Genomic DNA, 5747 nt, shown 5'->3' with positions numbered 1-5747 from the left:
GTCCCCCCGCCCCGCGGCGAGCCGGGCCCCACGCCCGAGGAACTGCGCCTCCTCGCCTCCTGGGACCGGGATCTCGACGCCCTCGCCGGGGAGCTGACCCGGGCCCGCGCCGGGGTGCGGGACGTGGTGGTGCCCGGCGCCCTGTCCGCCACGGAGCTGCTGCGCCTCGCGGCCGACCCCGACGCGTACGCGCGCGAGCTGGCCCGGCCCATGCCGCGCCCGCCGCGGCCCGCCGCGCGCCGGGGCACCCGGTTCCACGCGTGGGTCGAGTCGCGGTTCGAGGCCCTGCCTCTGCCGCTCCTCGGCCCCGACGAGCTGCCCGGCGGCGACGCGGAGGACCCCGGCATCGCCGACGAGCACGACCTCGCGGTGCTCAAGGCGGCCTTCGAGCGCTCGCCGTACGCCCGGCGCACGCCGTACCGGGTGGAGGAGCCGTTCCAGCTGACCCTCGCGGACCGCGTCGTACGCGGCAGGATCGACGCGGTGTACCGGGCACCCGCGCCCGAGGACGCCCCGTACCCGTACACCTACGAGATCGTCGACTGGAAGACCGGCAGGGGCCGCGACTTCGACCCGCTGCAACTGGCCGTCTACCGCCTCGCCTGGGCCGAGGGGCACGGGCTGCCGCTCGCCGCTGTGACGGCCGCATTCGTGCACGTGCGCAGCGGCGAGACCGTACGGCCCGAGGGGCTGCCGGACCGCGCGGCGCTGGAACGCGTACTGAAGGGGGAGCCGGGACCGCGGTGAGCGCCGTCCGCCGAAGCGGCACGCGACCGGGCGGTGCGCCGGGCGGCCGTGCGCGGGGGCCTCTCCCGGCCAACCGCCCGGGAGGCTTCGGGGCCGGGCCGGTTAGGCTCGACATCATGAGCGAGAACCCGGACAGTGCCGTCCGCACACGCCCCCCGTCCGACGTCCTTTCCCGCAGACCGGCCCGGGGCGCCTCCCTCCACCCGGCCCCCGGCGGCTCCGGCGGTACGGAGTGCGGCCGCTGACAACGCGCCCCGGGACCGCCCCGCACGCACTCGCCCGCCCGCCACGACCCAGAAGCCGCCCGCACCATCAGGGGGAGTTGGAAGTACACGTGTCCACCAGCAGCACCAGCGGTGACGACACCGCACACCGGCCCATCGGGCTGACCGCCGACAGCGGCATCGACCGCGCCGCGCACCACCGTCTCGACGAGGCCTGGCTCGCCGCCGCATGGAGCCATCCGACGACCCGGGTCTTCGTCGTCTCCGGCGGGCAGGTGCTCATCGACGACACCCCCGACGGCGGCACCGAGCTGGTGATGACCCCGGCCTTCGAGGCGCCGCTCACCGAGACCCACCGCTACTTCCTCGGTACCGACGAGGACGGCGTCCGCTACTTCGCGCTCCAGAAGGACTCCCTCCCGGGCCGCCTCGACCAGTCCGCGCGCGCCGCGGGGCTGCGGGAGGCGGGCATGCTGCTGTCGGCGCGCGACGCGGGCCTGATGGTGCACGCGGTCGCACTGGAGAACTGGCAGCGGCTGCACCGCTTCTGCTCCCGCTGCGGCGAACGCACCATGATCGCGGCGGCGGGCCACATCCGCCGCTGCCCCGCGTGCGGCGCCGAGCACTACCCGCGTACGGACCCGGCGGTGATCATGCTGGTCACGGACGAGGAGGACCGCGCGCTGCTCGGCCGCCAGGTGCACTGGCCCAAGGGCCGCTTCTCGACCCTCGCGGGGTTCGTGGAGCCCGGCGAGTCCATCGAGAAGGCCGTGGCCCGTGAGGTGTGGGAGGAGGCGGGCATCGTCATCGGGGACGTCGAGTACGTGGCGAGCCAGCCATGGCCCTTCCCGTCCAGCCTGATGCTCGGCTTCATGGCGCGCGCCACGGGTTCGCGGATCAACGTGGACGGCGAGGAGATCGAGGAAGCGCGCTGGTTCTCCCGCGAGGACCTGCGCACGGCCATCGAGAGCGGCGAGATCCTGCCGCCGATGGGCATCTCGATCGCCGCCCGGCTGATCGAACTCTGGTACGGCAAGCCGATCCCGAAGCCCCTGCCGACATCCGACGCGGGGGCCTGACGGCGAGGGCCGGGCCCCGGCGCGACGGTCCGACGGCCCACCCCTGGCCGACCCGCCCGGCCGGCCACGTGCGGTCGTCCGGGCGGCGCACCGGCACGACGAAGGCCCCCGAGAGCCGGGACTCTCCGGGGCCTTCGCGCCGGATCTCACCGATCGGGGACGCGCTGCCGCGTTCGCGCCGCCGGGACCGTCCGGTGCGCGCGCCGGGCTCAGGCTGCGATCTTCTGCTTGACCTGCGCGAGCGACGGGTTCGTCAGCGTGGAGCCGTCGGCGAAGAGCACGGTCGGCACGGTCTGGTTGCCGCCGTTGGCCTTCTCGACGAACGCCGCGGACTCCGGGTCCTGCTCGATGTTGATCTCGGTGTACGCGATCCCCTCGCGGTCCATCTGGCCCTTGAGGCGACGGCAATAGCCGCACCATGTGGTGCTGTACATCGTCACATTGCCCGACATGTCCCTCGCGCTCCTTCGTTTTCGGCCCGCCCGGCAGGGGCTCCGGCGCGGCGCATCCATGGAACGTACAGCGCCCGTCCACCATTCCCGTAGGGCGCCTCCGCTTGCCTTTCACGCCACAGTGCGCGGTCACGGCCGCTCGGGGGCCTGCCGACGACGGAAACGGCGCACGCGCCACGTACTGACTCCTGCATCAGTACGACCATCACACCCCGCCTGTGGACACTGACCCCCGTCCGTCCCGGGCGACCTGGCAGCATGGCGGCGTGACAGCAGCAACGCACTCCTCACCCCTCCCGCCCCCCGACGCGGACGCCGTGCTCGACGGTCTCGACCCCGAGCAGCGCGCCGTCGCGACGGCGTTCCAGGGACCTGTGTGCGTGCTCGCCGGCGCCGGTACGGGCAAGACCCGCGCCCTCACCCACCGCGTCGCCTACGGGGTGCGCGCCGGGATGCTCCAGCCGGGCAGCGTGCTCGCGGTCACGTTCACCAACCGGGCGGCGGGCGAGATGCGGGGCAGACTGCGCCAGCTCGGGGCGGGCGGCGTACAGGCGCGGACGTTCCACTCGGCGGCCCTGCGCCAGCTCCAGTTCTTCTGGCCCAGGGCCGTCGGCGGCGAGCTGCCCAGGATCGTCGACCGCAAGGCGCCGCTCGTCGCCGAGGCCGCCGCCCGCTGCCGGCTCCGCCTCGACCGGGGCGAGCTGCGGGAGGTCACGGGCGAGATCGAGTGGGCGAAGGTCACCCAGACCGTTCCCGCCGACTACGCGGCCGTGATCGCGAAGTCGGCCCGCGAGACCGCGCGCGACCCGGCCGAGACGGCGCAGGTCTACGCGATGTACGAGCAGCTCAAGCGGGACAGGTCGGTGATCGACTTCGAGGACGTACTGCTGCTGACGGTCGCCATCCTCCAGGACCGGCACGACATCGCGGACCAGGTCCGCAGCCAGTACCAGCACTTCGTGGTGGACGAGTACCAGGACGTCAGCCCGCTCCAGCAGCGCCTGCTTGAGCTGTGGGTGGGCGATCGCGAGACGCTCTGCGTCGTCGGCGACGCGAGCCAGACGATCTACTCGTTCACCGGCGCCACCCCCGAGCACCTGATCAACTTCCGTACCCGCCACCCGAACGCGACGGTCGTCAAGCTCGTCCGCGACTACCGCTCCACCCCCCAGGTCGTCCACCTCGCCAACGGCCTGCTCGCCCAGGCCCGCGGACGGGCGGCGGAGCACCGGCTCGAACTGATCTCGCAGCGCGCGAAGGGCCCCGAGCCCGTCTACACGGAGTACGGGGACGAGCCCGCCGAGGCGGAGGGTACGGCCCGTCGTATCCGCGATCTGATCGCGGCGGGAGTCCCGGCCGGCGAGATCGCCGTCCTCTTCCGCATCAACGCGCAGTCGGAGATCTATGAACAGGCCCTCGCGGACGCGGGCGTGCCGTACCAACTGCGCGGTGCGGAGCGGTTCTTCGAGCGGCAGGAAGTACGGGAGGCGGGCGCCGCGCTGCGCGGTGCGGCGCGTTTCGGCGGCAACGACGCCCTGCTCGACGGCATGGTCGAGCTGCCCTCCCAGGTCCGCGCCGTGCTGTCCGCCAAGGGCTGGACGGATCAGCCGCCGGCCGGCTCAGGCCCGGTCCGTGACCGCTGGGAGTCGCTGACCGCGCTGGTCAGGCTCGCGGAGGACTTCGCGGCCGCCCGCCCGCAGGCGACGCTCGCCGACCTGGTCACCGAACTGGACGAGCGCGCCGCCGCCCAGCACGCGCCCACGGTCCAGGGCGTCACACTCGCCTCGCTGCACGCGGCCAAGGGCCTCGAATGGGACGCGGTGTTCCTGGTCGGCCTCGCCGAGGGCACCATGCCGATCACGTACGCCAAGACGGAGGCGCAGATCGAGGAGGAGCGCCGGCTGCTGTATGTCGGCGTGACGCGCGCGCGGGTCCACCTCTCGCTGTCCTGGGCGCTCTCCCGCGCGCCCGGCGGACGCCCGTCCCGCAAGGCCACGCGCTTCCTCCAGGGCCTGCGGCCGGGCGGCGGGCGCGCCACCTGGACGGCGGCGTCCGGGGCGGGCGGCTCGGTCGAGCTGGGCGCGGCCACGGCGCGCGCCGCCGGAGACGAGAAGCCCGTGCGGCGCGGGCGCGACCGCAGGCCCGCCCGCTGCCGCGTCTGCGGCAGGACGCTGACGGAGGCGGGCGAGATGAAGCTGATGCGCTGCGAGGACTGCCCCTCCGACATGGACGAGGCGCTGTACGAGCGGCTCCACGCGTGGCGCGAGGTGAGGGCGCGCGAACTGGGGCAGCCGGCGTACTGCGTCTTCACCGACAAGACCCTGATCGCCATCGCCGAGACGGTGCCGTCCGACGAGCGGGAGCTCGCCGGGATCTCCGGCGTCGTACGCCGCAAACTCACCCGCTTCGGCCCCGACGTACTGGCCATCTGTGCAGGTGAGAACCGCTCCGGCGAAGAGGGGACGAGCTGATGCAAACTCGTCGCGAAAATAGTTTGCGCGCGCCGGGCGAATCCCCATAGGTTCTTATCCACGGGAACGGCGGTCTTCTCCAGGACTGACTTCCCGTGCTGTACTTGACATGCTCGGCTCTTGACAGGCCGGGCGCGTCGAAGCACACAACGACACTGTCCGCATACGTGAGGAACCGGCTCCGGCCGGGTCCCGAGACGCCGAGAGGAGGCGATTGAAGTGATCACGAACACCAGCGGCTTCACCAGCACCGGCAAACTGGCCGGTCACGCTTTCGCCTGTGCTCCCTCTCTCGGCTCCTCGTCCCTGATTCTCAACGGCACCGGTATGCCGGGCGTCTTTGAGATGCGCCCCTTCTCCTCCCTGCCCGGTCTTGATCTGTCCTCCCTGCCCGTGCGCGAGCACGTCGGCGATGAGCGACCGACCAAGGCACTGGTGGCAGCGGGAGTAGCGGAGCAGGCGAAGGCATATGCCTTCGCGGCGGCCAGTGCCGGAGCGCAGACGAATCAGCAGACGACGCACGAGAACGAAATGTGGGCCTTCCGCGGGCCTGAACCCTGGAGTCCTCCAGCCTGATCGGCAATCAGGCCGGCGCCTTCAGGGCCGCGGGCCCCCCCCCCGGGGGCCCGGGCCCGGGGTTTTTTGCCGCCCGGGGGGGCCGGGGGGGGGGGGCGGGGGGCCCCCGGGGCCCCCGGGGGGGGCGGGCGCCGCGGCCGGGCAGGGGCCGCGTGGCCGGGGCCCGGCCGCGGGCGGGGGCGCGGGCGGGGGGGCGCG

5 protein-coding genes are annotated in these 5747 nt (G+C 73.5%); 4 read left to right on the top strand and 1 reads right to left on the bottom strand.

Going from position 1 to position 5747, the window contains the following annotated elements:
• On the top strand, positions 1-747 hold a 747-nt coding region (locus tag LCE31_RS35650; protein ID WP_225021983.1), incomplete at its 5' end, for a PD-(D/E)XK nuclease family protein.
• 334 nt (positions 748-1081) lie between these two features.
• Positions 1082-2050: an NAD(+) diphosphatase gene (nudC, locus tag LCE31_RS35645; protein ID WP_225021982.1), complete on the top strand. Its 969-nt coding sequence runs from the start codon at positions 1082-1084 to the stop codon at positions 2048-2050.
• Between the two features lie 209 nt (positions 2051-2259).
• On the opposite strand, the gene LCE31_RS35640 is transcribed toward nudC, so the two are convergent.
• A complete protein-coding gene (locus tag LCE31_RS35640; RefSeq protein ID WP_225021981.1) occupies positions 2260-2502 on the bottom strand; it encodes a mycoredoxin in 243 nt (80 codons plus the stop codon).
• A gap of 266 nt (positions 2503-2768) precedes the next feature.
• Between LCE31_RS35640 and LCE31_RS35635 the strand changes: the two genes are divergently transcribed.
• Together LCE31_RS35635 and LCE31_RS35630 are read left to right on the top strand one after the other, a co-directional pair.
• Positions 2769-4973 (top strand): ATP-dependent DNA helicase UvrD2, encoded by a 2205-nt coding sequence (locus LCE31_RS35635; RefSeq protein WP_225021980.1) that lies wholly within the window; start codon positions 2769-2771, stop codon positions 4971-4973.
• A gap of 219 nt (positions 4974-5192) precedes the next feature.
• The gene (locus LCE31_RS35630) at positions 5193-5549 is read left to right on the top strand and encodes a hypothetical protein (RefSeq protein ID WP_225021978.1); all 357 of its coding nucleotides are present in this window, start codon (positions 5193-5195) and stop codon (positions 5547-5549) included.
• Positions 5550-5747: the final 198 nt, after the last annotated feature.

Source organism: Streptomyces sp. 8L (assembly GCF_020176795.1).
GTDB lineage: Bacteria > Actinomycetota > Actinomycetes > Streptomycetales > Streptomycetaceae > Streptomyces.
Note: the sequence above shows the minus strand (reverse complement) of the source record. Positions and strands in the feature narration are given on the sequence as shown.

What these genes read in the sequence shown, in the direction of transcription:
- LCE31_RS35640 (WP_225021981.1), bottom strand. Translation starts at nt 2,502, where the DNA reads ATGTCGGGCAATGTGACGATGTACAGCACCACATGGTGCGGCTATTGC.